This is a genomic window from Rhizobacter sp. OV335, from assembly GCF_900142965.1.
Lineage (GTDB): Bacteria > Pseudomonadota > Gammaproteobacteria > Burkholderiales > Burkholderiaceae_C > Rhizobacter.
Genome location: NZ_FRCQ01000002.1, coordinates 341,412 through 366,724 on the forward strand (window position 1 = coordinate 341,412; position 25,313 = coordinate 366,724).

Sequence of the window (25,313 nt, forward strand, 5' to 3'; positions counted from 1 at the left end):
AGCGGGCCAAAAGTAGGCTCTTATGTGTCCCGGTTTGCCGTAGCAGCCTACTTTTAGCCCTTTATCGACCCCGCATGCTCCAGCATGTCGACAGCCGCTTCGATGTCCGGCGCCATCAGCCGGTCTTCCTTCAGGAATGGCACCCGCTCGCGCAGCCGCGCATGCAGGCACTCCAGCGCCGGCGACGAGCGCAGCGGCCGGTGGAAATCGAGCGCCTGGGCCGAGGCCAGCCATTCGATCGCGACGATGCCCGCCGTGTTGTCGAGCATCTGGTGCAGGCGGCGCGCAGCGTAGGTCGCCATCGACACGTGGTCTTCCTGGTTCGCCGAGGTCGGCAGCGAGTCGACGCTGGCCGGGTGCGCGAGCGACTTGTTCTCGGAAGCGAGCGCCGCCGCCGTCACCTGCGCGATCATGAAGCCGGAGTTGAGCCCGCCGTTCTCGACCAGGAAGGCCGGCAGCCCCGAGATGCCCGGATCCATCAGCATCGCAGTGCGCCGCTCCGACAACGCGCCGATCTCGGCGATCGCGAGTGCCAGGTTGTCGGCCGCGAAGGCCACCGGCTCCGCATGGAAGTTGCCGCCGGACAGCGCCTCCAGCGTGTCGGCGAACACCAGCGGGTTGTCGGAGACGCCGTTCGCCTCGGTCAGCAGCACGTTCCACGCATGCTGCATCTGGTCGAGGCAGGCGCCCATCACCTGCGGCTGGCAGCGCAGGCAGTACGGGTCCTGCACCTTGTCGCAATCGAGGTGCGACTGGCGCAGCGCGCTGCCGGCCAGCCAGCTGCGGAAACTCGCCGCCACCTTGCGCTGCCCCGGCTGGCCGCGCACCTTGTGGATGCGGTCGTCGAACGGCGTGTCGGCACCCTTGGCCGCATCGACCGTCATCGCGCCGATGCCGATCGCCGCGTCGAAGATGCGCTCGAGCCGCTGCACCGCGACCAGCGCGAGCGCGGTCGAGGCCTGCGTGCCGTTCAGCAGCGCGAGGCCCTCCTTCGGACCGAGCACCAGCGGCTCGATGCCGGCATGCGCGAGCGCCTGCAGCGCCGGGACGCGCTTGCCGTCGACGAAGGCCTCGCCGACGCCGATCAGCACGCCGCTCAGGTGGGCCAGCGGCGCGAGGTCGCCCGACGCGCCGACCGAGCCCTTCTCGGGCACCACCGGCAACACGTCGGCGGCCAGCAGCGCGAGCAGCGCATCGATCACCTGGGGCCGCACGCCCGACACGCCGTGCGCGAGGCTGGCGGCCTTCAGCAGCAGCATCAGCCGCACCACCGGCGCCGGCATCGGCTGGCCGATGCCGGCGCTGTGCGACAGCACCAGGTTCTTCTGCAGCTGGGCCAGCTGGTCGTCGGGGATGCGCGTCTGCGCGAGCTTGCCGAAGCCGGTGTTGATGCCGTAGACCGGCTCGTGGCGCGACATCAGCGTGGCCACCGCCTGCACGCTCGCCTCGATGCCGGCCCGCGCCGACGGCGCGATCGTGAAGCGGGCCCCGCCGGCGGCGGCGTCGAGCAGCATCGCCTTGTCGAGCTGGCCGGGGGTGATCAGGTGCGCAGGCGTCGTCATGGGGGATCCTCGCAGGTCGCGGCAACGCGCCGCAAAGTGGTCTAGACAACTTTAGCACAGGGGTAAGATCGGCCCCATGAAATCCGGCGACAAGACGCTGCCCTACGAAGCAGTCAAGCATTCGATCCGACACCGCATCGCCGAGGGCGGCTGGCAGCCGGGCGTGAAGCTGCCCTCGGAGCGCGAGCTGGTGCAGGAGTTCGGCTGCGCCCGCATGACGGTGCACCGCGCGCTGCGCGAGCTCGAGGACGAAGGTCTGATCGAACGCCGCCAGGGCTCGGGCTCGTACGTGGCCGAGCTGCACCCGATCTCCAACCTGCTGCAGGTGCGCGACATCCACGACGAGATCGTCGAGCGCGGCCACCGCCACACCACGCGGGTGTGCGGCGTCGAGCGCGTGAAGGCGAGCGCCGAGATCGCCACCGCGATGCGGCTGCGCAAGGGCGCCGCGGTGATCCGCTGCCGGCTGGTGCACCTGGAGAACGGCGTGCCGATCCAGTACGAGGACCGGCATGTGAACCCGGCCCTCGCGCCCGACCTGCTGGCGCAGGACTTCACGCAGGTCACGCCGTCGCATGTGCTGTTCGAGCACGCACCGCTGACCGAAGCCGAGCAGGTGGTCGAGGCGGTGCTCGCGACCGACGAGCAGGCACGGCTGCTCGACGTGGCACCCGGCAGCGCGCTGCTGCAGGTGTCGCGGCGCACGCTGTCGCAAGGCGTCGTCGCATCGGTCGCACGGCTGGTGCACCCGGGCGCGCGCTACCGCCTGATCGGCAGTTTCTCGGCGGGCGGGTCGTGATCACCTCCTGATCAGACGACAATCCCGGCTCGATCGTTTGTTCAAGAGACCCGCCATGCCCGCTCCCACCGCCCTGCCCGCTTCGCTGCCGCCCGCCCATGACCTGACCGATGCCGAGTTCGCCGAACTCGACGACCTGCTGGCGGCCACGCCCGAGCCCTTGCAGCCGGTCGACGCGGTGATGCTCGACGGCTTCCTGTGCGGCGTGCTGGTGCAGCCGGTGATGCTGGAGCCGGCGACCTGGCTGCCGCATGTGTTCGACTTCGACGGCCAGCCGCTGCCCGACGACGTCGACGCCGCCTGGCTGGAGCGCACCAGCGCGCTGGTGCTGCGCCGCTATGCCGCGCTGAACCGCGCGATCGTCGAGGACGGCTGGTTCAACCCGCTGGTGCTGGAGTTCGACGACGAGCACCCGCCGGCCCCGCTGGCCGAAGGCGAGGTCGACCCGATGGAAGGGCTGGCCGAGGTGTCGCAGCCGCTGATGCCGTGGGTCGCCGGCTTCCAGCATGCTGCCATCTGCTTCCCTGATCTGATGGAATTGCCGCAGGACGAGGTGATGACCGCGCTGGCGCGGCTGTACCGCCACCTGCCGGCCGAGACCGACGAAGAGCGCGAGGTCGTCGCGACGCTCGACCGCGAGTACCCGCTGTCGACGCTGGACGACGCAATCGAGGAGATGGTCACGACCGTCGCCGAGCTGTCGGACCTGACGCGCGATGCGCGCTACAAGGTCGACACGGTCAAGCGCGAGACGCCCAAGGTCGGCCGCAACGACCCGTGCCCCTGTGGCAGTGGCAAGAAGTTCAAGCAATGCCACGGAGCCACCTGACCTCGTGAAATTGCAGTTGCTGTCGGACCTCCACCAGGAGACCGAGGCGTTTTCACCCGAACCAGCACCCGGTGCCGAACTGCTGGTGCTGGCCGGCGACATCGACAGCACCTGGAAGGCGCTCGACGCCTTTCGCGGCTGGCCGGTGCCGATCGTCTTCGTCGCCGGCAACCATGAGTTCGACGGCCGCGAGCTGAACGACACCTGGCCGGCGCTGCGGGCGCGCTGCGAAGCGCTCAGCTTCACGATGCTGGAACGCGAGACCTGCGTGCGCACCGGCGCCGACGGCCGGCGCATCCGCTTCGCCGGCACGGTGCGCTGGTGCGATTTCGACCTGTTCGGCGAAGCGCAGCGCGAGAAATCGATGCGCGCCGGCTCGTACTTCATGAAGGTGCAGCGCTCGACGCTGAACGGCGAGGTCTTCGCCGCGCCGCAGGTGCGCGAGGAGGCGCTCGCCTGCCGCGCCTGGCTGGCCGCGGCGCTGGCCGAGCCCAACGATGCCGACGCGACCGTCGTCATCACCCACTTCGGCCCCAGCCTGCGCAGCGGCGACCCGCGCTACGGCAGCCAGGCCGGCACCGCGAGCTTCTGCAACGCCGACGACGACCTGCTGCCGCACGCCGACCTGTGGATCCACGGGCACGTGCACTGCCGGCACGACTACGAGGTGGCGCACGCGGGCGGCGTCACGCGCGTCGTCTGCAACGCGCGCGGCCACACGAAACGCGGCGAGAGCGCGGGCTACGACGGATTGCGGGTGATCGAGGTCTGATGCCGCGGCGCGCTCAGACGCGCTTGTTCGAAGCCTCAGGTGATCCCGAAAGCCTCAAGCGTCTTCGCGAAGACACTGGTGGCAGCGAATCGCCTGTGCAAATCTGTCTCCTCGAGCATTGCGGCGACATTCGCTTGTACGCGTTGCTTGAGCAACGCGGGAGCATGCGGGTCATTCAATACCGACTCTTCAATCCCCCTGAGCTTGTCTGGCGCATCAAGGTCGCCGCCCGACAATTTCCGGAGGGCGCCTGGCAAAGCGCTCATCGTGTCCTTCAGAGTGGCACGTTGCGCGATGACTCGGCGCACCTCACGCGCCGAATCCAGGTCGAAGCCGAATTCCCGGAGGAACGTGGGCCTGCGTGTGAACAAGAAGATCTCCTGCAGCAACTCCGCAGGAAGATCAGGCCTCGCTTTCATCACGGCAATCGTCATGGGCCAGCCCTCATCCCTGGTCCACATCAGGTCAAATGGATTGAGCCCGACCCTCGCACCTGAGCGTTGCCCGCTGAATTGCTTCTGCAAGCCGGGGTCATCCCCTGCTGAGTCGTTTCTCCTGGTCTTGGCGAGTTTTCTGACGAACTTGGGAAGCTTGGAAAGTTTGGGACGCATGCCTGCGGCTTGGAAAGTTGAAGGGTGGCGCTGAGTGGCTCACCGCGACAACAAGGTTCCGCGCCGATCAAGCCCGATTCGCCAGCTTCATCGGCCGCGGGACGTGATGCGGCTCATCCACTGCAGCGGTGCCGGCGCGGTGGCGCCCGGCAAGAACGCATCGAACTCGCTGTCGCGCGGCGGTGACAGGCTCATGTCGAGCCCGAACGCGGTGCCGTAGTCGGCTGCCTCGGGTTCCACCTGGCGCGGCGCGCGGCGCGTGGCCAGCGACGCCAGCCAGGACCATCCGGATGCCAGGTTCATGATGTCGCTCCACGAGTGCTTGTGACAATCAGTGTCGGATGCGACAGGGTGGTGCTGAAGCCCGAAATGAGGCACCGGGACAGTGCAGTTCGTGCCGCCGTGGTTCAAGTCACATCCAGCGCCGTGCGCGCACCGGCCAGCAACGCGTCGCCGACGCGGTCGAGCAGGCCGACGCGCGCCGACGGCGCCGCGCCGTCCGGCCCGAGCTTCCACTGGTGCCAGTACAGCCGCACCGCCAGTCGGTCGTCCGGCCGCAGCGCCACCAGCGCGCCGCTGTCGAGCAGCGGGCGCGCCTGCAGTTCCGGCACCACGCCGATCCCCCAGCCCATCGCCGCCGCCCGCACATAGGCCTCGGACGACGGCACATAGCGCTCGCTCAGCCGCGGCTCGCGCACGCCGAAGGCCTTCGACGCCCACTGCTGCTGCATGTCGTCCTTGCGGTTGAAGATCAGGAACGGCACCTGCGCGAAGTTCGCCAGGTTCAGCCCCTGCGGCAGCATGTCGGCGATGAAGCCGGGGCTCGCGACCGCGGTGTAGTGCATCGCGCCGAGCGGCACCACGCGGCAACCGCGCAGCGCCTCGCTGACGCTGGTCACGCAGCCGAGCACCGCGCCCTGGCGCAGCCAGTCGTGCGTGAAGTCCTGATCGTCGACCACCAGCTCCAGCGACAGGCCCTCATGCACCAGCGCGTCGAGCGCCGGCAGCACCCAGGTCGCGAGGCTGTCGGCGTTCACCGCGATCGGCAGGCGCTGGTCGGAGGCCGGCGCCTCGCCCAGCTCATGCGCCAGGTCGGCGCGCATGGCCTGCAGCTGCCGGGCAAAGCGCAGCAGCAGCTTGCCGGGCTCGGTCAGGCGCAGCGGGCGCGAGCGCACCACCAGCGGCTGGCCGACCTGCAGCTCCAGCGTGCGCAGCCGCTGCGAGACGGCCGATTGCGTGATCGCCAGGCGCTGCGCGGCGCGTTCGAAGCTCGTGGCATCGGCCAGCGCAGCCAGCGCATCGAGCGCGGCGGGATCCAGGTCTTTCATAAGAAACCCTAATGCAAGCCGAGAAATATGAATCCTTCTTCATCTCTGCGCAAGCCTTGCCGACAATCCGACGGCCGCTTCTTGCCAATTCCCGCCCTTCGCCAACCTGATGACCCCCGACCTCTCCACCGCATTCGCCCAAGGCTGGTTGATGACCGCCGGCCTGATCGTCGCGATCGGCGCGCAGAACGCGCTGGTGCTGCGCCAGGGGCTGGCGCGCGCGCATGTCGGCCCGGTCGTCGCGCTGTGCACCGCGTCCGACTGGCTGTTGATCCTGCTGGGGGTGTACGGGCTCGGTGCCGCGGTGCAGTCGATGCCGATGCTGCTGCAGGTGCTGCGCTACGCTGGTGCGGCCTTCCTGTTCCTGTATGGCCTGCGCTCGGCGCGCCAGGCCTGGCGCGGCGTCGATGCCGGCCTGCATGCGCGCGCCGGCGCCGGTGGCCTCGGCGCCACGATGGCCAGCGCGCTGGCGATGACCTACCTGAACCCGCACGTCTACCTCGACACCGTGCTGCTGCTGGGCACGGTCGGTGCACAGCAGCCGGGCGACGGCCGCTTCGCATTCGCGGTCGGTGCGGGTCTTGCGTCGCTGATGTGGTTCGTGACGCTCGGCTATGGTGCCGCTGCGGCCTCGCGCTGGCTGCAGCGCCCGGTGGTGTGGCGGGCGATCGACGCCAGCGTCGCGGTGGTGATGTTCTGCGTGGCGGCCCAGCTGTTGTGGCGCCCGCTTTGAAGGAGCTTCAATGAAAGTCGTCGTGTTGGGAGCCGGCATCATCGGCGTGAGCACCGCCTGGTACCTGCTGGAGCAAGGCCACGAGGTCACGGTGGTCGATCGCCAGAAAGACGCGGCGCTGGAAACCAGCTTCGCGAACGGCGCGCAGATCTCGGTCAGCTTCTGCGAGCCGTGGGCCAATGCCGGCGCGCCGCTGAAGGTGCTGAAGTGGCTGGCGCGCGACGACGCGCCGCTGCTGTTCCGCCCCAAGCTCGACCCGCACCAGTGGCGCTGGGGCCTGAGCTTCCTGCTGCAGTGCAACGACGCCGCGTTCGAGCGCAACGTCGCGCAGCTGGTGGCGCTGGGCCGCTACAGCCACGACTCGCTGAAGGCACTGGTCGCGCAGACCGGCATCCAGTACGACCGGCTGGAGCGCGGCATCCTGCACTTCTTCGCGACGCAGAAGGAGTTCGACGAAGGCGCCGCCGGTGCCGAGCTGATGCGCCACCACGGCGTCGACCGCCGCGTGCTGTCGCGCGACGAGGTGCTGAAGGTCGAGCCGGCGCTGCAGGGCTTCGCGAACGGCATCGCCGGCGGCACCTTCACGCCCAGCGACGAATCGGGCGATGCGCGCGTCTTCACGCAGCAGCTCGCGCTGCGCTGCCAGCAGCGCGGCGCGACCTTCCTGTACGAGCACGACATCGCCGGCATCGACGCGGCGGGCGGTGCGGTGCAGTCGGTGCAGTTGCGCCACCTGCCAACCGGCGAGCGCAGCGTGTTGAAGGCCGACACCTTCGTCGCCGCGATGGGCAGCTTCACCGCGCCGCTGCTGCGGCCGCTGGGCATCTACCTGAACATCTACCCGGCCAAGGGCTACTCGGCGACGCTGAAGCTGAAGCGGCCGGAAGCCGCCAGCGTCGCGAGCCTGCTCGACGACTCGCGCAAGATCGCGATCAGCCGGCTCGGCGACCACGTGCGCATCGCCGGCACCGCCGAGATGGCCGGCTACGACACCAGTCTCGACAGCGCGACCTCGCGCGTGCGTTGCCAGGCGCTGATCGACCGCTACGAAGAGATCTTCCCGGGCGTCGCCGACACCAGCGAGCCGAATTTCTGGACCGGCCTGCGGCCCAGCACGCCGACCAACGTGCCCTACATCGGGCGCAGCAAGCTGTCGAACCTGTGGCTCAACGCCGGCCACGGCACGCTGGGCTGGACGCACGGCGCCGGGTCGGGCCGGGCGCTCGCCGAGCTGATGAGCGGCGTGCGGCCGGCGCTGGACTTCGGGTTCTGCGGCGAGGTGCCGCAAGCAGGGGCCACGCGGATGGTGGCCGCCTGATCCGGTCTTACCAGTTCGAGGCGACGTACTTGTTGCCGGCCGCCTTGTAGCGCTCGATCGCCTTCTTCAGCTCGACCGTCTCGTCGCAGCTCGCGCCGCAGACCTTGTTCAGCGACGCGAGGCGCTGCTCGGCGTTCGGCAGGTCGCCCTTCATCAGGAACAGCTCGCCGGAGTATTCGAGCGTGCCCTTGTGCTTCGGGTCGATGCGCAGCGCGGTGTCGTAGAACTTCTCCGAGGCGGCCAGGTCGGGCGTCTTCGCCTTGCGCAGGCTGTAGCCCATCAGGTTGTTCCAGTCGGCGCTGCCGGCGTCGTTGACCTTCTTCAGCTCGTCGATCGCGCCGGACCAGTTCTTCGCGGCGATCTGCGCGCGGGCGGCGCCCAGCTTGTCGGCGGCTGCAGCGGCCGGCGGCGCGCTGTCGGCAGCGAAGGCGCTGCCCAGGGCCAGGGCAAGCGTCGAGAGGGTCAGCAGGCGGGCGAATGTCGTGTTCATGATCGTCAGGTCCTTCGAGGGGTGGGTTGGCAGACACCATCGTCGGTGTCTTGCTGGCACTTACGGAGCGGATTGCGCCGACGGACGCATCCGCGATTGAAAGAAATTGCTACCAGAGCTTCACGCAGGGGCCGATCAGCACGAACGGTCCCGACGGGGCCGCACCGGCCAGCGCCGGCGCCGCCTCCAGGCTGACCGCGAGCCGTGTCACGTTGAAGAAGAGCTTCTCGGAGCTGTCGGCCAACGCCAGTACCCCGCTGCCATGGTCGGGCACGACGCCGACCGGGAACGGCGCGCTGCCGTCGCGCGGCAGTGCCCACAGCTGCGCGACGCGACCGGCCGGCACCACCACCGGCTGCAGCAGCTTGACGCTGAGCTGGCGGCCGTGGCGCAGCGAACTCGCGAGCACGGCCGGACGGCCTTCGGTGTCGCTCAGCAGGCCGACATAACTCTGCGGCAGCGCCTCGGACGGCGGCTGCAGCCCGATCAGGCCCGGCTGCAGCCGCAGCACCGCCAGGCACAGCAGCACGCCGGCCAGCGCGCCGCCGAGCGAGCGCGCGGACAGCAGGCCAGCGAGCCAGGCACCGAAGCCAGGCGCCTTGCCGGACGTCGCCGGGAACAACCGGCGCTCGAGCCCCTGCCAAGTGGCCTCGCGCGGCTGCAGCGGCGGCACGCTGGCTGCGAGCACCGAGAAGCGCTGTTGCCACGCACCGACCGCGAGCGAGGCCGCCGGGCTGCTGCGCAGCACGCGCTCGAAGCGGCGCCGCGCGCCGCCGGTCAGCGTCCCCAGCACGTACTCGCGCGCCAGCCGGTCCAGGCGCTCGGGTTGCAGGTAGTTCATGCACCCACCCCCGCCGCGCTGAGGCAATCCTTCAGCTTGTCGAGGCCGCGCCGCACCCAGGCCTTCGCGGTGCCGACCGGCGCGTTCAGCGCCAGCGCGATGTCGGTGTGCACCATGCCGCGGTAGTACGCGAGCGCCAGCGCCTGCCGCTGCGAGGCGTTCAGCGCCGCCATGCAGCCGTCGATGCGGGCCTTGGTCAGCCCGTCGTCCAGCAGCCGCTGCGGCTCCAGCGCGGCATCGCCGGGCACGGCCATCGCCTCGTCGTCGAGCGCAACCGTCGAAGCCCGCTCGGTCTTGCCGGAACGCAGCGTGTCGATCGCCTTGTTGCGCACGATGTTGATCAGCCAGGTCATCGGGGCCGCCACGTCGGGCCGGTAGCTCGCGGCGTTGTGCCAGACATTCATGAACGCCTCCTGGAGCACCTCTTCGGCGCGGTCCCTGTCGTTCAAGATACGGAACGCGATGCCCAACAGATGCGCGCAGGTGGCGCGGTACAGCGGCTCGAAGGCAGAGCGCTCGCGTAGCGCGATGCGCGCCAGCAGCGTGGCCAGGTCGGGAGGCGGGGGACTGCTCGTCGGGTTCATCGCGCGGCAGTGTGCCCTACAATCCGCGCCCCCCATCCGTTGCGACCCCCGCCGCCATGATGTATTGCGCCATCGATTTCGGCACGTCCAACTCGGCCATCGCGATTCCCGATGGATTGGCCGCCGGACAGCCCACCAGCGCGATGCGCCTGGTCGAGCTCGAGCCCGGCCAGCGCACGATGCCGACCGCCGTCTTCTACTTCGTCGAAGGCGCCGAGACCAACGGCCCGCCGCGGGCGTTCGGCCGCGCGGCGCTGGCCGCCTACGTCGACGGACTCGACGGCCGGCTGATGCGCTCGATGAAGAGCATCCTCGGCAGCAGCCTGGCCGACCAGACCACCGACGTCGGCGGCGGGCGTGGCGTCAAGTACGTCGACATCATCGCCGGCTACCTGAAGCACCTGAAGACGCTGGCCGAGACCCAGGCGCAGTCGCCGATCCACCGCGCGGTGCTGGGCCGCCCGGTGTTCTTCGTCGACGACGACCCGGTGCGCGACGCGCAGGCGCAGGCCACGCTGGCCGAGGCCGCCGCGATGGTCGGCTTCGACGAGGTGCATTTCCAGTACGAGCCGATCGCCGCGGCCTTCGACTTCGAGAGCGGCATCGACCGCGAGCAGCTGGTGCTGGTGGCCGACATCGGCGGCGGCACCTCGGACTTCTCGCTGGTGCGCGTCGGCCCCGAGCGCGCGCCGCGGCTGGAGCGCAAGGACGACATCCTCGCCAACCACGGCGTGCACATCGCCGGCACCGACTTCGACCGCCGCGTCGAGCTGGCCAGCATCCTGCGCGAGTTCGGCTACGGCGCGATGGGGCCGAGCAGCGGCGGCGCGCCGGCGCGCGAGGTCCCGACCGGCGTCTACTTCGACCTCGCGACCTGGCACCTGATCAACTCGGTCTACAGCCCGCAGCGGGTGGCGGAACTGCGCAGCATGCGCGGCTTCTACGGCAACCCGCTGCACCACCAGCGGCTGATGACGGTGGTGACCGAGCGGCTCGGGCATGAGCTGGCGTCGCGCGCCGAGGCCGCGAAGATCAGCGTGGCGGAGGGTGGCGACACCACCATCGACCTGTCGCACGTCGAGCGGCGGCTGGAGGTGCTGCTGACCGAGCGCGAGGCGGTGCAGGCGATCGAGGGCGACATCGCGCGCATCGTCGGCGCGGCGCGCGAGACGGTGCAGCAGGCGGGGCTGCGGCCGGAGCAGGTCGACGCGCTGTACTTCACCGGCGGCTCGACCGGCCTGCGGCTGCTGGCCCAGCAGATCGCGGCGGAGTTTCCGCAGGCGCGCGCGGTGCGCGGCGACCGGTTCGCCAGCGTGGCGACCGGGCTCGGGCTGCACGCCCGCCGCTGGTTCGGAAGAAGCTAGCGCCGCGGGCGGTGCGGGGGCCGCTGCGGCGAGCGGGGCGGCGGCTGCGGCTGCAGCGGCCGCCCGACATCGGCCAGCAGCAGCGTCGCGCGCACCAGCCCTTCGACCGCCTCGCTCAGGTCGGCCGGCGGCTCCAGCGATTCGATCTCCTCGAGCAGATCGTCCGCATCCTCCAGGTCTTCCGGATCGAGGTGGCGGTACAGCAGCGCGAGCGGCTCGGTCAGCGCCTGCGCATCGCCGTTCATCAGCTCCGGAAAGGCCTCCATCGCGGTCGCGAAGCCGGCCACCCACGGCAGCACCGCCTCGATGCTGGCGTCGTCTTCGTCCGATCCATCGTCGAGTTCGAACACCCACGGGTCGAACCACTGGCGGCGCGTGATCGCGTCGTTCAGCTCGGCATGGCGGCGTTGCGCCAGCTCGTGCAGGCGGCGGGCGTCGAAGTTCGCTGGCAGCGGGCGGCCGTCGACATCGGTCAGCAGCGGCAGCCAGCGCTGCGCCGGCACCCGCACCGGCTGCACCAGCACGCCGCACAGGAAGCCGTCGACCATGCTGGCGTCCAGCGGATCGAGCGGCGCCGGCACCGCGTCGAGGCGGGCCTGCAGCTCGTCGATCTCCGACTCGGTCAACGGCGTGGTGGGCGCATGCGTGCGCGCGGGCGGACGGCGGTGGGAAGGCGGGTGCATCGGCGGATTGTCGCGCTGCGCGGTGTGACCGTCGCGCCACAGCTTCATTCGGGATGCGAACGCATGAAATTGCATGCGAACTTTTGGCCGAACTTCGGTCACTTGCCAAGCAGGCCTGCCTCCCGCGTCGACAGGGGCCGATTTGCGCCAACCCGCGCCAATGCTGGGTTTGCGGCCTGCCGCATGAGCCCGGCAGATCCTCTGTGCCACAAGTTCCCTGAAAACGTTTCCCCCGTTTTGGGGATGGCCCAAACGTTTTCGTCCTCCTACAGTCCGCCCATGCTGTCACACGGGTTTGAAAACCAAACCACGCGATACCAACCATTGCAGCAAGCCGGGGCCCACACCAGAACCACAGGCGACCGGCCGCAACGATCCCAACGACGTCCTCTCTCTTGAGGACTTCCAGCCCACCCTTCACGGGGTGGGCTTTTTTTTGGCGTGCGCGGCTCTCTCAATGGCCCTCGCCTCGCCAGATCAACCTTTCGTTCCATGTGCGCGACGCATTGCAATGGAACAATCACATCGAACCAAGCTTCAGAAGATTGGCCTTCAGGAAACCCGCTCGCTCACTATTAAATTATCTCGTTTGCTAGCATAGAAAAATCTGTCGTCGCTCGTACAGTGAATCTCTCAAGGAGGACCTATGGCAGCAGAAGACGAATTGCTCAACTCCGACCTGACCGCTCGACGCTCCGAGACATCGACCGAAGAGCAGCGCGTTGCGGCCAGTCCCGCTTCTATTGAACTGTTCTTCGGCTTAGTCGGCCCAACTGGCGTAGATCTCACGAAGGTTTGTGACGCTCTGCAAACGCAACTGAAAGCGGTTGGCTATGAGACAAAGATTGTTCGACTGAGCGATCTTATCTTTCCATTCATCGGACGAAATCCGAGCTGGAAGAATGAGTATGAGCGTATCGATACATTGATGACAGAAGGAACAAGCCTTCGCCGAGATACCGAGCAAGCCGACATCATAGGCCGGCTAGGTATGGCAAAGATTCGAGCCTTTCGAAAGGAAATTACGGGCGACGAAAAAATACCAGCCAAGAAAGGCATAGCCTACATTGTCAGATCCTTCAAAAGACCTGAAGAAATCACCCTATTCAGAGACACTTACGGAAAGGCATTTACGCTTATTTCGGTTTACGCCCCAAGAGGAGCCAGGATCGAAAATCTCTCTAGGAATTTTCGTGGATGTGGACTATCGGACAAGCAGAGCGATGAAGAACTCGCGGTTCGTCTGATTACTAGAGACTACGAAGAGGACGGAAAACTTGGTCAACAGCTTGGCAGAACCTTCCCCCTCGCGGATTTCTTTCTCACCAGCGCCTCCAGAAGCGAAGTAGATGTTCAGTTACGACGACTGGTTCGCCTGACCTTTGGTGATCCATATATTTCTCCCACGCGAGATGAGCAGGGAATGTTTTTCGCGCAAGCGTCGGCCGTACGGTCGCTTGACCTGTCACGCCAAGTGGGCGCAGCGATCATTTCCGTTGACGGAGAGATTGTTGCGACGGGGTGCAACGAAGTCCCAAAGTTTGGGGGAGGTCTCTACTGGGCCGGAGACGAAGGCTTGGCTCGCGACTATGAACTGGGTCACGATTCAAATGTGCTAATAAAGACTGAACTAGTGGAAGATGCCGTGCGGCGGCTACGAACTAAAGGCTGGCTGTCGCCTGCAGTGCTCCGCAAATCGGATAGCGAACTGGCGAAAACCTCTTTGTATGGAGAGGATCCATTTTTCAGAGATTCACGCTTGTTTGATGTTATTGAATTCGGTCGTGCCGTTCATGCGGAAATGGCAGCAATCTCGCAGGCTGCGCGCGTGGGATCCGCGCTTCAAAACACACGATTATTTTGCACAACGTTTCCTTGTCACATATGCGCGCGTCACATTGTAGCGAGCGGCATCGCGGAAGTCGTCTTTATTGAACCATATGAAAAGAGTCGAACCGACCAATTGTTTGCGGATTCAATTAGCATCGAACCGAATGAGCCCTCTCCAAAGAGAGCCAATTTCCGAGCGTTTGTTGGCGTAGCCCCTCGTCGTTACATGGATTATTTTTCATTGAATGGCGAGAGAAAATCTAAGGATGGAAGGATCCTTGGCGACGAGGCTATCGCTGCACGCCCAAGAATACAGAGAATTGTATTGACATACATCCACATCGAAGATATAAAGATAGACGAGATGGCGAAGCCCGCCGCTCAATCAACACTCAACCAGGAGTAACTTATGAATCAAGAATCGATCGCGAGGTTCTTGGAGCAACTGTCTACCCCGAAGAAGAATATGGCAGATTGGCCGAAATGGATGCGAGAATCCACTGGAGTAGCGGCAGCCTCCCTTCCCAGGGTTATTGAACGGAGTGATGGTGACAAAGAGCAATCTAAGCTGACGGATCCTCCGAAAGATTGATCATGCAGTTTGGGCTTGGCATATTCTCTAAGCCAATTAACTCAAATCGATCTACATCTAAAATTGCCAAGCCCCATTTTCCACAGCACCCCGCTGGCAGAATAATGGGGCTTTAACATTTAACCCAAACTCCTCAATCTAATTGAGGATGATCTGGGTGCAGCGGAACAGTGCCATCTTCTTGCCCTGCGGGCTGAAGACGGTGGCCGACCACACCTGGGTCGAGCGGCCGAGGTGGTCGGCGCGGGCCTCGCAGCGCAGCAGGCCGTCCTTCGCGGTGCTGAAGAAGTTGCTCTTCAGCTCGATGGTCGTGAAGTTCTTCGCCCCCTCGGGCAGGTGCGCGATGGTCGCGTAGCCGGCGCTGGTGTCGGCCAGCATGATCACGCTGGCCGCATGCAGGAAGCCGTTCGGCGCCAGCATCCACGGCTGCACCTGCATCTGCGAATCGAGGTGGCCCTCGGCGATGGCCGTGATCTGCACGCCGAAGCGGTCGGGCGCGAAGCCCGCCTGGCGTTCGTGGAATCCTTCGATGGTGATGTCAGGGCGCAGCATGGTTTCCCTCCAGCAAGTCAGGCGTCGACTGTAGCGAGACCTCGCCGAAACCGCCGGCCAGCGCTGCGCGCAGGTGCGCCACCAGCGCCTGCACCGCCTTCGGCGTGCTCGGGCTCCACGGCCGCATCGCATAGACCGCATCGCCGAAGAAGCCGACCGGCCGCCACTGCGGCAGCACCTCGCGCAGCTTGCCGGCGCGCAAGGCCGCGGCCGCGCTGAAATCCGGCACCAGCGCGATGCCGAGGCCGGCCAGCGCCGCGTCGCGCAGCACCTCGCTGTTGCCGGCCCGCAGCGGCCCCTGCGCGACGACGCTCAGCCGCTGCGGCTCGGGCTCGTCCCCGTGCGCGCTGCGCTCGAACTGCCACACCGCCGGGCCGGGCCGCAGGTAGGTCAGGCAGGCGTGGCCGGCGAGGTCGGCCGGCGACTTGGGCGTGCCCTGCCGCTTCAGGTAGGCCCGGCTCGCCACCAGCAGCGCACGCGAAGCGCAGAGCTTCCACGCCACATGGTTCTCCGGCGGCGCGCTGGTGTGCCGCACCGCCAGGTCGAAGCCTTCGTGCGCCAACGTGACCAGGCGATCCGACAGGTCGAGCTCGACGCGGATGTCGGGGTGCGCGCGCACGAAGTCCTCGAGGTGCGGCGCGACATGCTGCCGCCCGAGCGCGACCGGCGCGGTGATGCGCACCAGCCCGCGCGGCTGCGCCGCCTGGTCGCGCGCCTCGACGACGCTGCGCGCGATCAGCTCGAAGGCCTCGCCGGTCTGCTCGACCAGCCGCCGCCCGGCATCGGTCAGCCGCACCGAACGCGTGGTGCGCTGCACCAGCGGCTGGCCGACCGCACGCTCCAGCTCGGTGATGCGCTGGCTGACCGCCGCCTTCGACAGCCCGAGCCGCTGCGCCACCTGCGTGAAGCTCACCAGCTGGCCCAGCAGCGTCAGCGTGTGCACCTGCGGCCAGAGCAGGTCGATGCGTTGGTCGGTGGTCGTCATTGTTCAGATTATCGAACAATGAAGTCACCGTGATCGCATTGGCAAGCGGCGGGCCGGCTCCTAGACTGAATCGGTACACCACAGCCTCAGGAGACAACGCCATGGGCGCCCACGATCCGTTCACCGCCACCGCCGAGGTCGGCCACTTCATCCAGGGCGCGCCGGTCGCGAGCCGCAGCGGACGCCGCCAGGCGGTCTACAACCCGGCGACCGGTGCGGTCGCGCGCCAAGTGGCGCTCGGCAGCCTCGAGGACGTGAACGCCGCAGTGGCCGCCGCGCAGGCCGCGTTCGACGGCTGGGCGCAGACGCCGCCGATCCGCCGCGGGCGCGTGATGTTCAAGTTCCTGGAGCTGATGAACCTGCACCGCGACACGCTGGCCGCGATGATCACCGCCGAGCACGGCAAGGTGTTCACCGATGCGCAGGGCGAGGTCTCGCGCGGCATCGACATCGTCGAGTTCGCCTGCGGCATCCCGCAGCTGCTGAAGGGCGACTTCACCGACCAGGTCTCGACCGGCATCGACAACTGGACGCTGCGCCAGCCGCTCGGCGTGGTGGCCGGCATCACGCCGTTCAACTTCCCGTGCATGGTGCCCTGCTGGATGTTCCCGGTGGCGATCGCCGCGGGCAACAGCTTCATCCTGAAGCCGAGCGAGCGCGACCCGTCGGCCTCGCTGTTCATGGCCGAGCTGCTGAAGCAGGCCGGGTTGCCCGACGGCGTGTTCAACGTCGTGCAGGGCGACAAGCTGGTGGTCGACGCGCTGCTGACGCACCCCGACGTGAAGGCGGTCAGCTTCGTCGGCTCGACGCCGATCGCGCAGTACATCTACGAGACCGGCGCGCACCACGGCAAGCGGGTGCAGGCGCTGGGCGGCGCGAAGAACCACATGGTGGTGATGCCCGATGCCGACCTCGACCAGGCGGTCGATGCGCTGATCGGCGCCGGCTACGGCTCGGCGGGCGAGCGCTGCATGGCGATCAGCGTCGCGGTGGTGGTGGGCGACATCGCCGATCGATTGGTCGACGCGGTCGCCGCGCGCGCGAAGACGCTGAAGGTGAAGAACGGCATGGAGCTCGATGCCGAGATGGGGCCGATCGTCACCGCGCAGGCGCTGGAGCGCATCAGCGGCTACATCGACGTCGGCGTGCAGGAAGGCGCCAAGCTCGTGGTCGACGGGCGCGGGCTGCGCGTGCCGGGGCACGACGGCGGCTTCTGGATCGGCGGCACGCTGTTCGACCACGTGACGCCGCAGATGCGCATCTACCGCGAGGAGATCTTCGGGCCGGTGCTGGCCGTCGTGCGGGTGCCGGATTTCGCGGCGGCGCTGGCGCTCGTCAATGCGCACGAGTTCGGCAACGGCGTCGCCTGCTTCACGAGCGACGGCAACGTCGCGCGCGAGTTCGCGCGGCGCGTGCAGGTCGGCATGGTCGGCATCAACGTGCCGATCCCGGTGCCGATGGCCTGGCACGGCTTCGGCGGCTGGAAGAAGAGCCTGTTCGGCGACATGCACGCCTACGGCGAAGAGGGCGTGCGCTTCTACACCAAGCAGAAGAGCGTGATGCAGCGCTGGCCGTCGAGCATCGGCCGTGGCGCCGAGTTCGTGATGCCGACGGCCAAGTGACGCTTACTTCAGCTGCTCGGCCCAGTAGGTCACCACCCGCGTGACCGGCAGGCCGTCGCTGTACACCGGCACCGCGGCGATCTTGTCGATCGTGTCCAGCCCGGCGATGACCTTGCCGAACACCGCATAGCCGTTGGGATCGCAGCCATTGGTCTTCTTGCCGGCGTCGAGGCAGGCGCTGTTGTCGACGGCGTTGAAGAAGAACTGGCTGGTCGCGGTGTCGGGATTGGCGCTGCCGAGACGGGCCATCGCGATCGTGCCGCGCACGTTGCTCAAGCCTTTGTCGGCCTCGATCTTGATCATCGGGTAGGTCACCACGGCGATGCCGTCGGTCGTGTAGCCGCCGCCCTGCACGACGAAGCCCTTGACGACGCGGTGGTACAGCGTGTTGTCATAGCGCTTGGCCGCGACGTACTGCAGGAAGTTCGTGACCGTGATCGGCGTCTTGTCGTTGTACAGCTCGACGACGATCTCGCCCTGCGTGGTCAGCATGCAGACGGTGTTGGTGGCCGTGCTCGCGGCGGCAACTGTCTTGCCGGCATCGCTGCAGGTGGTATACGGCGCCGGCGGGATCGGCTCGGGGGCGGGTGCCGGCGCCGGGGGGGCGGGCGCGGGCCCGTCACCTCCACCACCACCGCCGCAAGCGGCGAGACCCGTGAGGGCGACGAGGGAGAACAGCGAACAGAGACGGGAAATCGACATGGAGCGCTCGGATTCGTGGTCGGACAAGGGGTCGACGCCGCGGCCTCGGCTGGAGTTCGCGAGCGCCGCCGCAGCGGCTTGCCCGGGGTAGCGGGCAGTGGAATTGTGCCGGACACCGGCACCACGGCCGGGTGGCAGGGCAAATCGCTCGGCGAGAATGCCCCACGATGCACGCAAGCATCTTCCACACAACATCGATGAAGAAGAGGGAGTCCGGCATGAGGATGCTGCAGAAACAGGCGACCAGGCTCGCCGCGATCACGGCCGCGGCGGTCATCGGCACGGCGCACGCAGCGCCGGCCGAACTGCCGCCGATCGAGAACTTCACCCGCCTGCCGGACATGAAGCAGGTGATCGTGTCCCCATCGGGCAAGCGCCTCGCCGCCATCATGGGCACGGCGGGCGGCTATCTGCGATTGGCCGTGCTGGACCTGGACCCGCTCGGCGCCCCGCGCATCGTGGCGCAGTTCACCGATGCCGACATCCACCGAGCCGAGTGGGTGGGCGAGGACCGGCTGGTGTTCAAGATGTGGCAGCGGCGCGCCTGGCTCGATCTTGGCGGCGCCGGCACCATCGCCGTCAACCACGACGGCAGCGGCTGGCGGCCGTTGATCGCGTGGGCGGACTCCATGCCCGGCAAACTGACCGGCACCACCTCCAAGACCCTGCCCTACAACTGGTTCGTCACCGGGGCGCTCCACGACGGCGAAGGCAACGGCGTCGCCGTCGGGCAGATCCAGCGCAGCCAGCGCGGCGATGTGCTCGAAGTCAACCTGGCCCGGCTGAACACCGTGACCGGCGAGTTGCGCAACCTCAGCGTCGGCATGCCGTCGAACACCGTGTCCTGGCTGCTGGACGCGAACAACGAACCCGCCGTGGCAACGACCGCCAAGGACGGGCGCACCGGCGTCCACTGGCGCAACCCGAAGGACCGGCAATGGGAGAAGCTCGCCGAGTTCGACCGCTTCAGCGGCGACGCCATCCAGCCTCAGCGCGTCGACGGATCGGGCCGGATCTTCGTGCTGTCCCACGATGGCAGCGACGTGGACGCGCTGCACACCTTCGATCCGGTGAAGCGCAGCATCGACCCCGAACCGGTGATCAAGATCAAGGGCTTCGACCTGGAACCCGACTTCGTCGAGGATCACCAGACCCGGCACCTGCTCGGCGTGCGCTTCACCGCGGACCGGCCGATGACCTACTGGTTCGATGCGGCGATGCAAAGGCTGCAGCGCGGCGTGGATGCCGCCTTGCCGGCCGACCGCTCCAACCAGCTGCTGTGTGGCAACTGCGAATCGACCCGCTTCGTGGTGGTGAAGTCCTCGTCCGACCGGCAACCCGGCGAGTACTTCCTGTTCGACCGCAGCAAGGGATCGCTCGCCCGCATCGGCAGCAGCCGGCCCTGGATCGACGAAACCACCCAGGGCCACCGCAGCTTCCACCGCGTGACGGCCCGCGACGGCCTGTCGATTCCGCTGTACGTCACGCGGCCGGCCGGCGCGCCGAAGGACAAGCCGCTGCCGGCCGTCATGCTCGTGCACGGAGGCCCGTGGGTGCGCGGCAGCGACCTCGACTGGGACGCCGAGGCGCAGTTCTTCGCTTCGCGCGGCTACGTCGTGCTGCAACCCGAATTCCGCGGCAGCACCGGCTATGGCGACAAGCTGTTCCGGGCCGGCATGAAGCAGTGGGGGCGCGCGATGCAGGACGACCTCGTCGATGCGATCCAATGGGCCGCCGGACAGCAGTGGGTCGATCCGCAGCGGGTCTGCATCGTCGGCGCGAGCTACGGCGGCTATGCGGCACTGATGGGGCCGATCACCCATCCGGGCGCCTACCGCTGCGCGGCCAGCTATGCCGGGGTGACCGACATCAACCTGATGTACGACATCACCTGGAGCGACGCCGGTGACGCCTACCGCACCTACGGCATGCCGACGCTCATCGGGGATCGGGTGAAGGACGAGGCCGCGCTGGCCGCCGCGTCGCCGCTGAAGCGGGTGGCCGAGATCAAGGTGCCGTTGCTGGTCGGCCACGGCACCGAGGATGCCCGGGTGCCGCTGGCGCATTTCAGCAAGTTCAAGTCGGCCGCGATCGACGCGGGGGTGAAGCTGGAATCGGTGGTCTACGTCGACGAACCCCACGGGCTCTACGAACCCGCGAACGAGATCGATTGGTACCGCCGCCTCGAGCGCTTCCTGGCTGCATCGCTGCAGCCCGCCCCGTGACGCTGGCTCAGAGCTTCTCGGTCTCCCCGGTCTTCGGCTGCCATTTCATCAGCCGCCGCTCGCCCCAGCCGACCGCCGCATCCAGCAGCAGCGCGAAGGCCGTCAGCACCAGGATGCCGGCCATCACGGTGTTGATGTCGAACGAGCCTTCGGCCTGCAGGATCAGGTAGCCGACGCCCTCGGCCGAGCCGAGGTACTCGCCGACCACCGCGCCGACGAAGGCCAGCCCGACACTCGTGTGCAGCGAGCTGAACACCCAGCTGGTGGCGCTCGGCAAATACACGTGGCGCAGCAGCTGGCGCTGGCTCGCGCCCAGCATGCGCGCGTTCGCGAGCACCACCGGGCTCACCTCCTTGACGCCCTGGTAGACGTTGAAGAACACGATGAAGAACACCAGCGTGATGCCCAGCGCCACCTTGCTCGCGACGCCCAGGCCGAACCACACCGCGAAGATCGGCGCGAGGATCACGCGCGGCATCGAGTTCAGCGCCTTGATGTAGGGCTCGCAGATCGCCGCCGCCATCGGGCTGAGCGCGAGCCACAGCCCGCAGCCCAGGCCCATCGCGGTGCCGATGCCGAACGCGAGCACCGTCTCCAGCAGCGTGATCCACAGGTGGTGGTAGATGTCGGCGCTGGTCACGAACCAGGCCCACACCCGGCCGAAGATCTTCAGCGGCTCGCCGAAGAAGAACGCCGCCTGGCGGTCGTTCTCGAACAGGAACGGCCGGATCAGGCCGGGCGCGGTCAGCACGTGCCACAGCACGAAGATCGCGACCAGCAGGCCGAGCTGCCAGGCGCGCAGGTTGCCCGGCCGGGGCTTGATGAATTTCCACATGGCGTCAGGCGGCGAGTTGCTGCTGATAACCCTTGACCACCTCGTCGCGCAGCACCGACCAGATCGCCTGGTGCAGCTCGACGAAGCGCGGCGCGGCGCGCACTTCGGCCACGTCGCGCGGGCGCTCGAGGTCGATGCGGAACTCGCCGATCGGGTGCGAGCCCGGGCCTGCGCTCAGGCACACCACGCGGTCGCTCATCGCGATCGCTTCGTCGAGGTCGTGCGTGATGAACAACACCGCCTTCTTCCTGGCAGCCCACAGCGCCAGCACCTCGTTCTCCATCAGCTGGCGGGTCTGGATGTCGAGCGCCGAGAACGGCTCGTCCATCAGGATGATGTCGGGGTCGAGCGCGAGCGTCTGCGCCAGGCTCACGCGCTTGCGCATGCCGCCCGACAGCTGGTGCGGGTAGCGGTCGCCGAAGCCGCCGAGGCCGACGCGGCGCAGCCACTCTTCGGCCCGCGCCTTCGCGTCGGCGACGCCGCGGAACTCCAGCCCCGCCATCACGTTGCGCAGCGCGGTGCGCCATGGCATCAGGCTCTCGGCCTGGAACAGGTAGCCGGCGCGGGTGTTCAAACCCGTCAGCGGGCGCCCGAAGACGTGGACCGTGCCGCTGCTCGGCGTCAGCAAGCCGGCCGCCATGTTGAGCAGCGTGCTCTTGCCGCAGCCGGTCGGCCCGACCACCGAGACGAACTCGCCGGCGCCGACGGTCAGCGAGACATCGCGCACCGCGGTGTAGCGCTGGCCCGGATCGTCGCGCGAGATGAAGGTGCAGCTGACGCCGTCGAACTGCAGTGCAACATCCCCGCTCATGCCTTCGGGTACTTCGCGTTGGCCTTCTTCACGAAGTCGTTCGTGTAGACCGCCGAAAGATCCAGCTTGGCCGCCGCGATCTCCGGGTCGACGCTCGCGAGTGCGCGCCGCGCCGTCTCGGGCCCGGCCTCGGGCATCAGTCCGTCGACCGACAGCGCGCCCTTCGCGGCGAGGAAGGCATCGATGTAGACCGCGCGGTCACCGAGCAGGTAACTCTCGGGCACCGCCTTGATGATCTCGCCGGGGCCTGCTGCCTGGATCCACTTGTCGGCCCGCACCAGCGCATTGGCCAGCGCCTGCGTCGCGAGCGGGTTCTTGTCGATGAAGGTCTGCGGCGCGTACAGGCAGCCGGCCGGCATCGGGCCGCCGAACACCTTGTCGGCCTCGGCGACGATGCGGGTGTCGGAGACGATCTTCAGGTCGCCGCTGCGCTGCAGCAGCGTGATCACCGGGTCGAGGTTGCTCATCGCGTCGATCTGGCCGGAGCGCATCGCCGCGACCGCGCCGCTGCCGGCGCCCACGCCGATGATCGACACGTCGCTCGGCTTCAGCCCCGCCTTCGCGAGCACGAAGTTCGCGAGCACGTTGGTCGACGAGCCGGGCGCGGTGACGCCGATCTTCTTGCCCTTCAGGTCGGCGATGCCATTGAAGGCGGGCATGGTCTTCGGGTTGACGCCCAGCACGATCTGCGGCGCCCGGCCCTGCAGCACGAAGGCGCGCATGCGCTGGCCCTTGACCTGCATGTTCAGCGTGTGCTCGAACGCGCCCGACACCACGTCGGCGCTGCCGCCCACCACCGCCTGCAGCGCGCGCGAGCCGCCGGCGAAGTCGGCGATCGTCACCTCCAGCCCCTCGGCCTTGAAGTAGCCGAGGCTCTCGGCGATGGTCAGCGGCAGGTAGTACAGCAGGTTCTTGCCGCCGACCGCGATGGTCAGCTTCGGCTTGTCGAGCGCCTGCGCGTGCAGCAGGGCGGGAAAGGCGGCCACCGCGCCGGCGGCGGCGCTGCGCAGGAGGATGTCACGACGTTGCATGGTGCGAGATCCGGGGATCGAGGAAGCGACAACTTTAGCCCTGATGCCCGGTCGGGCAGTGAGGGTTGCTGCGTAGGCGTTGCTGCGTCATGAAGTCACGCTCGCGAGGGAGACCCTGACTCAAGCCCGCGTCGCCCACGCCGAAGACCGGTCACCACGGGCCGCCGGAAACCGCTTCCGCCACGGCGCCGTGCGTTATTGCCCGGTTGCTGCCGGTCGCGAAGGAGCGCCATGAACCTCAGATCCCGCCGTTCAACTTCCTGGATCGGGCTCGGCGCCCAGTCACTCTCCACGCTGACCCTGCTCGCGCTGGCCGCCTGCGGCGGCTCGCCGTCGTCGCAGAGCACCACGCCGGTGACCGTCACCCCGACCACGCAGCTCAGCGGCTCGGTCGCGGTGGGCGCGCCGATCACCGGCGGCACGCTGCGCATCCTGGACGCCGACGGCGTGCTCGTCGCACATGACATCGCGGTCGGCGCCGACGGCAGCTTCACGGTGCCCGAGCTGACCGGCAAGGCGCCGTTCCGCATCGAGGCCTGTGGCTATGCCGGCGCGAACTACCAATGCCTGTACTCGGTCGCGCAAGGCCCGGGCACGGCCAACGTGACGCCGCTGACCAGCGCCACCGTGTTGCTGGCGGCCGGCCAGGCGCCGGTCGAGCTGATGGCGGGCAGCAGCAGCGTGCTCGATGCGAATGCCGTCGCGGGCGCGCAGACCCAGCTGCGGGCCGGCCTGTCGGGCGTGCTCAGCGGCAACGTCGCCGGCAATTTCGACTTCATCACCGGCGCGCTGTCGGCCGGCTCGCGCAGCGGCTACGACAAGGTGCTCGATGCCGTCGGCGTGACGACCGGCGTCGACGACAAGGCCTTCGTGCAGATCACGCCGCGCCTGGGCAGCGGCAACCTCTACTTCGAGCAGGGCTCGACGCTCGGCGCGGTCACCGTGGCCAACGGCGCGGGCGAGCTGTCGCTGGGCGGCCTCGAGACCTTGTTCGCCAACATGACGCAGGCGTTGGCCAGCGCGCCGGCCTGCAGCAGCGGCCTGGCAGCGCAGATCGCCAGCGGCGCGCGCATGAGCACCGACGACGGCGCGCCGCTGACCGGCGGCAGCGCGGTGGCCGCGGGCCTGTGCGAGATGTTCGCATCGCAGGAGATGTTCGGCTCGCGGCTGCTGAGCCCGACGCTCGGCCGCTGCGACCTCGACGGCGCGCAGCCGGTGTGCCGCGTCAGCTTCGTGCTGCAGGACCAGGACGGCGGCGTGCAGCCGGTGGGCAGCGGCATGGGCGTGACGCGCGAAGGCGGCGCCTGGAGATTCCTCGGCGACGTCGACCCGGTGCAACTGCATGCCTCGGCGAAGGCGCAGCGCGACGTGCGCATCGACGGCGACACGCCGGTCGTCAGCTACTCGCGCGCAATCGCGTTCGACATCCAGGCCGTCAGCGGCCTGCAGTGCGCGCAGGTGGTGCAGCGCAATGCCGACCAGGCGCTCGTGACCATCGCGTACTACAAGCGCTTCGGCGCGGGCGTGCCGCGGCTGTCGCTGTGGCAGCAGAACGCCTTCGGCAACACGCGCAGCCTGGACCCGGCGGTGGGCGCGCTGCGCAATGCCGACGACACCTGGGTCGCGCTGCCGGACGGCGATGCCGGTGACGTGGTGGTGCGCAACTTCTTCCGCGGCGGCCGCACCGTCACCGTCAACACCTTCAGCGATGACGCCTGCAGCCTGCCGTTCGCGGTCTCGGGGCGCAGCAGCTTCGAGGTCGATGTCGAAGGCGTGCCGCCGGTCTGGGCCGCGATGCCGAACCTGCCGTGGACCGACCTGACGAGCGCCGGTCGGCAAGCGCTGCTCGACCTCGCGCTCGACGCCAACGCCGGCACCACGCTGAACCTCGCGTGGACCTTCGCCCACGGCACGCTCGGCCTCGACAGCGGCTCGGTCTGCAGCGACCGCGCGCAATGCGGCCAGGGCGGCAGCGGGCGCATCGCCGATTTCCGACTGCGCCCCGCTGCGACCTCGGCGGCGATCGCCGTCACGAACGGTGCCACGGCACTCCCGGCGACGGGCTACAAGATGCTCGCGCTGTATGGCCGCACCGGCGACGGCCTCGACCTGCAGAGCAACGCGGTCGCGTGCACCCCGGGGACGGTTGAGTGCCATTGAACGGATAACCCGGATTCGCATCCGGGCTACGGGGGCCGGCCCGTAGAATGATTT

24 protein-coding genes are annotated in these 25,313 nt (G+C 68.0%); 10 read left to right on the forward strand and 14 right to left on the reverse strand.

The window, feature by feature from the left end:
- Positions 1–53 precede the first annotated feature (53 nt).
- On the reverse strand, positions 54–1,562 hold the full coding sequence (gene hutH, locus BUE42_RS03385; protein ID WP_073462697.1) for a histidine ammonia-lyase: 1,509 nt from the start codon (positions 1,560–1,562) through the stop codon (positions 54–56).
- Positions 1,563–1,638: 76 nt separating this feature from the next.
- Between hutH and hutC the strand changes: the two genes are divergently transcribed.
- The 3 genes from hutC to BUE42_RS03400 are packed head-to-tail and all read left to right on the forward strand — an operon-like array spanning position 1,639 to position 3,962.
- Positions 1,639–2,361 (forward strand): histidine utilization repressor, encoded by a 723-nt coding sequence (hutC, locus tag BUE42_RS03390; protein WP_073462699.1) that lies wholly within the window; start codon positions 1,639–1,641, stop codon positions 2,359–2,361.
- Positions 2,362–2,416: 55 nt separating this feature from the next.
- Positions 2,417–3,190: a YecA/YgfB family protein gene (locus tag BUE42_RS03395; protein WP_143171279.1), complete on the forward strand. Its 774-nt coding sequence runs from the start codon at positions 2,417–2,419 to the stop codon at positions 3,188–3,190.
- Positions 3,191–3,194: 4 nt separating this feature from the next.
- Positions 3,195–3,962: a metallophosphoesterase gene (locus BUE42_RS03400; RefSeq protein WP_073462701.1), complete on the forward strand. Its 768-nt coding sequence runs from the start codon at positions 3,195–3,197 to the stop codon at positions 3,960–3,962.
- Positions 3,963–3,997: 35 nt separating this feature from the next.
- Here BUE42_RS03400 and BUE42_RS03405 read toward each other — a convergent pair whose 3' ends face one another.
- From BUE42_RS03405 to BUE42_RS03415, 3 genes are all read right to left on the reverse strand, one after another.
- Positions 3,998–4,573 carry a hypothetical protein gene (locus BUE42_RS03405; RefSeq protein WP_143171280.1) on the reverse strand — a complete coding sequence of 192 codons (576 nt, stop codon included), beginning with the start codon at positions 4,571–4,573 and terminating at the stop codon, positions 3,998–4,000.
- 87 nt (positions 4,574–4,660) lie between these two features.
- Positions 4,661–4,876, reverse strand: a complete 216-nt coding sequence (locus BUE42_RS03410) for a hypothetical protein (RefSeq protein ID WP_073462705.1) — start codon at positions 4,874–4,876, stop codon at positions 4,661–4,663.
- A 104-nt stretch (positions 4,877–4,980) separates the two neighbouring features.
- A complete protein-coding gene (locus BUE42_RS03415; RefSeq protein ID WP_073462707.1) occupies positions 4,981–5,901 on the reverse strand; it encodes a LysR family transcriptional regulator ArgP in 921 nt (306 codons plus the stop codon).
- Positions 5,902–6,010: 109 nt separating this feature from the next.
- On the opposite strand from BUE42_RS03415, the gene BUE42_RS03420 reads away from it, so the two are divergent.
- Together BUE42_RS03420 and BUE42_RS03425 are read left to right on the forward strand one after the other, a co-directional pair.
- The gene (locus tag BUE42_RS03420; protein WP_073462709.1) at positions 6,011–6,634 is read left to right on the forward strand and encodes a LysE/ArgO family amino acid transporter; all 624 of its coding nucleotides are present in this window, start codon (positions 6,011–6,013) and stop codon (positions 6,632–6,634) included.
- 10 nt (positions 6,635–6,644) lie between these two features.
- Positions 6,645–7,952, forward strand: a complete 1,308-nt coding sequence (locus BUE42_RS03425; RefSeq protein WP_073462712.1) for a D-amino acid dehydrogenase — start codon at positions 6,645–6,647, stop codon at positions 7,950–7,952.
- A gap of 7 nt (positions 7,953–7,959) precedes the next feature.
- Here the strand turns inward: BUE42_RS03425 and BUE42_RS03430 are convergent, their stop codons facing one another.
- The 3 genes from BUE42_RS03430 to BUE42_RS03440 all read right to left on the reverse strand — a co-directional run bounded on the left by BUE42_RS03430 (position 7,960) and on the right by BUE42_RS03440 (position 9,867).
- Positions 7,960–8,442: a tetratricopeptide repeat protein gene (locus BUE42_RS03430; RefSeq protein ID WP_073462713.1), complete on the reverse strand. Its 483-nt coding sequence runs from the start codon at positions 8,440–8,442 to the stop codon at positions 7,960–7,962.
- Positions 8,443–8,551: 109 nt separating this feature from the next.
- Positions 8,552–9,283, reverse strand: a complete 732-nt coding sequence (locus tag BUE42_RS03435; protein ID WP_073462715.1) for an anti-sigma factor — start codon at positions 9,281–9,283, stop codon at positions 8,552–8,554.
- Complete coding sequence (locus BUE42_RS03440; RefSeq protein ID WP_073462717.1) at positions 9,280–9,867, reverse strand: sigma-70 family RNA polymerase sigma factor; 588 nt, start codon at positions 9,865–9,867, stop codon at positions 9,280–9,282. The genes BUE42_RS03435 and BUE42_RS03440 overlap by 4 nt, the downstream gene beginning before the upstream one ends.
- A gap of 56 nt (positions 9,868–9,923) precedes the next feature.
- On the opposite strand from BUE42_RS03440, the gene BUE42_RS03445 reads away from it, so the two are divergent.
- On the forward strand, positions 9,924–11,231 hold the full coding sequence (locus BUE42_RS03445) for an Hsp70 family protein (RefSeq protein WP_073462719.1): 1,308 nt from the start codon (positions 9,924–9,926) through the stop codon (positions 11,229–11,231).
- Here the strand turns inward: BUE42_RS03445 and BUE42_RS03450 are convergent.
- A complete protein-coding gene (locus BUE42_RS03450) occupies positions 11,228–11,914 on the reverse strand; it encodes a YecA/YgfB family protein (protein WP_083613853.1) in 687 nt (228 codons plus the stop codon). The genes BUE42_RS03445 and BUE42_RS03450 overlap by 4 nt on opposite strands.
- 646 nt (positions 11,915–12,560) lie before the next feature.
- On the opposite strand from BUE42_RS03450, the gene BUE42_RS03455 reads away from it, so the two are divergent.
- Complete coding sequence (locus tag BUE42_RS03455; RefSeq protein WP_083613847.1) at positions 12,561–14,150, forward strand: anti-phage dCTP deaminase; 1,590 nt, start codon at positions 12,561–12,563, stop codon at positions 14,148–14,150.
- Positions 14,151–14,474: 324 nt separating this feature from the next.
- Here the strand turns inward: BUE42_RS03455 and BUE42_RS03460 are convergent, their stop codons facing one another.
- Positions 14,475–14,888: a PaaI family thioesterase gene (locus BUE42_RS03460; protein WP_073462725.1), complete on the reverse strand. Its 414-nt coding sequence runs from the start codon at positions 14,886–14,888 to the stop codon at positions 14,475–14,477.
- Positions 14,875–15,873 carry a LysR family transcriptional regulator gene (locus BUE42_RS03465; protein ID WP_073462727.1) on the reverse strand — a complete coding sequence of 333 codons (999 nt, stop codon included), beginning with the start codon at positions 15,871–15,873 and terminating at the stop codon, positions 14,875–14,877. Before BUE42_RS03465 ends, BUE42_RS03460 begins: the two co-directional genes overlap by 14 nt.
- Positions 15,874–15,974: 101 nt before the next feature.
- Between BUE42_RS03465 and BUE42_RS03470 the strand changes: the two genes are divergently transcribed.
- A complete protein-coding gene (locus tag BUE42_RS03470; protein ID WP_073462729.1) occupies positions 15,975–17,495 on the forward strand; it encodes a CoA-acylating methylmalonate-semialdehyde dehydrogenase in 1,521 nt (506 codons plus the stop codon).
- A 3-nt stretch (positions 17,496–17,498) separates the two neighbouring features.
- Here the strand turns inward: BUE42_RS03470 and BUE42_RS03475 are convergent, their stop codons facing one another.
- Positions 17,499–18,197 (reverse strand): peptidylprolyl isomerase, encoded by a 699-nt coding sequence (locus BUE42_RS03475; RefSeq protein ID WP_083613848.1) that lies wholly within the window; start codon positions 18,195–18,197, stop codon positions 17,499–17,501.
- 218 nt (positions 18,198–18,415) lie between these two features.
- On the opposite strand from BUE42_RS03475, the gene BUE42_RS03480 reads away from it, so the two are divergent.
- Positions 18,416–20,422, forward strand: coding sequence for an alpha/beta hydrolase family protein (locus tag BUE42_RS03480; protein WP_073462731.1), 2,007 nt, complete (start codon positions 18,416–18,418; stop codon positions 20,420–20,422).
- Positions 20,423–20,429: 7 nt separating this feature from the next.
- On the opposite strand, the gene BUE42_RS03485 is transcribed toward BUE42_RS03480, so the two are convergent.
- Genes BUE42_RS03485 through BUE42_RS03495 form a run of 3 tightly spaced genes read right to left on the reverse strand, consistent with a single transcriptional unit; the run spans position 20,430 to position 23,099 of the window.
- Positions 20,430–21,257: an ABC transporter permease gene (locus BUE42_RS03485; protein WP_073462733.1), complete on the reverse strand. Its 828-nt coding sequence runs from the start codon at positions 21,255–21,257 to the stop codon at positions 20,430–20,432.
- Positions 21,258–21,261: 4 nt separating this feature from the next.
- Complete coding sequence (locus BUE42_RS03490) at positions 21,262–22,068, reverse strand: ABC transporter ATP-binding protein (RefSeq protein WP_073462735.1); 807 nt, start codon at positions 22,066–22,068, stop codon at positions 21,262–21,264.
- A complete protein-coding gene (locus BUE42_RS03495) occupies positions 22,065–23,099 on the reverse strand; it encodes an ABC transporter substrate-binding protein (protein WP_073462737.1) in 1,035 nt (344 codons plus the stop codon). The genes BUE42_RS03490 and BUE42_RS03495 overlap by 4 nt, the downstream gene beginning before the upstream one ends.
- A 231-nt stretch (positions 23,100–23,330) precedes the next feature.
- On the opposite strand from BUE42_RS03495, the gene BUE42_RS03500 reads away from it, so the two are divergent.
- Positions 23,331–25,259, forward strand: coding sequence for a hypothetical protein (locus tag BUE42_RS03500; protein ID WP_073462739.1), 1,929 nt, complete (start codon positions 23,331–23,333; stop codon positions 25,257–25,259).
- Positions 25,260–25,313: the final 54 nt, after the last annotated feature.